This is a genomic window from Streptacidiphilus anmyonensis, assembly GCF_000787855.1.
GTDB lineage: Bacteria > Actinomycetota > Actinomycetes > Streptomycetales > Streptomycetaceae > Streptacidiphilus > Streptacidiphilus anmyonensis.
Window position 1 is genome coordinate 3,299 of sequence record NZ_BBPQ01000141.1, and the last position, 1,135, is coordinate 4,433.

The 1,135-nt window shown below is 66.9% G+C and carries 1 protein-coding gene and 1 pseudogene; both read left to right on the forward strand.

Annotation, left to right across the window (positions count from 1 at the left end; all coding sequences use genetic code 11):
- Nucleotides 1-485 (forward strand): annotated as a pseudogene (locus TR50_RS46400) (tyrosine-type recombinase/integrase); the annotation flags it as partial.
- A complete protein-coding gene (locus TR50_RS41970; RefSeq protein ID WP_236654826.1) occupies nucleotides 482-1,072 on the forward strand; it encodes a DUF6262 family protein in 591 nt (196 codons plus the stop codon). The pseudogene TR50_RS46400 and the gene TR50_RS41970, both read left to right, overlap by 4 nt.
- Nucleotides 1,073-1,135: the final 63 nt, after the last annotated feature.

A 1,135-nucleotide genomic window follows, 5' to 3' on the forward strand; every position in this document is an offset into this window, starting at 1 on the left:
AACGGAAGCGCCAAGCCGTCAAGACGCTCAGCCTACGGGTCGTCGACCGGCACGGAGCCCCGAAGCCGTGCTCGCCACGAGCCTACGAGCGACGCTCCGTCTCAGTCCCCTTCGGCGGCTGCGTCGAGCCGTCCAACGTCAAGGCCGGAGGTCACGCTTGCCCCATCCGGTTCCAGTGCGCCGGCTGCGGCTTCTACCGTCCGGACCCGTCCTACCTCCCCGCCATCGAGGACCACACCAACAGCCTGCGGGCGGACCGCGAGACTGCACAGGCCATGGACGCCGCCGCGTTCGTCATCGACAACTTCACCGACCAGATCGCGGCCTACGACAGCATCGCCAAGACGATGCGCGCCGATCTGGCTGGCCTGCCGGATGACGAGCGCGCCGAGATCGAGGCTGCGTCAGCAGTACTCCGCCAAGTCAGATCCGGAGGCGATCGCAAGCTCCTCCCGTTGACCATCGTCCAGAAGGACCCCTCATGAGCCCCAGAACCCCCGCCGAGGTCCTGGCCGCAGCCCGGCGCACGGACAGCCTGCGCAAGCGCCAGAACGTCCTGGCGGCCCTTCAGAGCATGATCGCCGACGGCGATCGGATCACGTTCAAGGCCGTCGCCCGCCAGGCAGGCGTGTCGACCTGGCTCGTCTACGCCGAGGGCGTCCGAGAGCACATCGATTCCGCCATCCGAAAGCAGGAGCACGCGCCGGCAACGGCACGTCAGGACGGACGCCAAGCGAGCAACGCAGGCCTAAAAGCCGAGCTGGCGATCGCCCGCCAAGAGATCGGCACGCTCCGGAACGAGCGGGACCGCCTGCGCGAAGCCGTCCGTCAGCAGCTCGGCCAGCAACTTGACCAGGTGAGCAACCGGCATCTGGTTGACCGGATCACCGAACTGACCGAAGCCTGCCGACAGCTGGAGCAGTCCCGGGACCAGGCGCTCGCAGAAGCGGAGACTCTCAGGGGACAGGTCACGACCCTCGACGCGGACCTCGCGGCAACGCGGACCAGCCTCCGCCGCATGATCCGCGACGAGAACCACCCCTCGCGAGGTGAACTCGACACGGCGACGTGACCTACGTGACTCACACGATATAGTGGCTCTGACCTGCTAAAACGTGCAGCAACTCTAGATAAC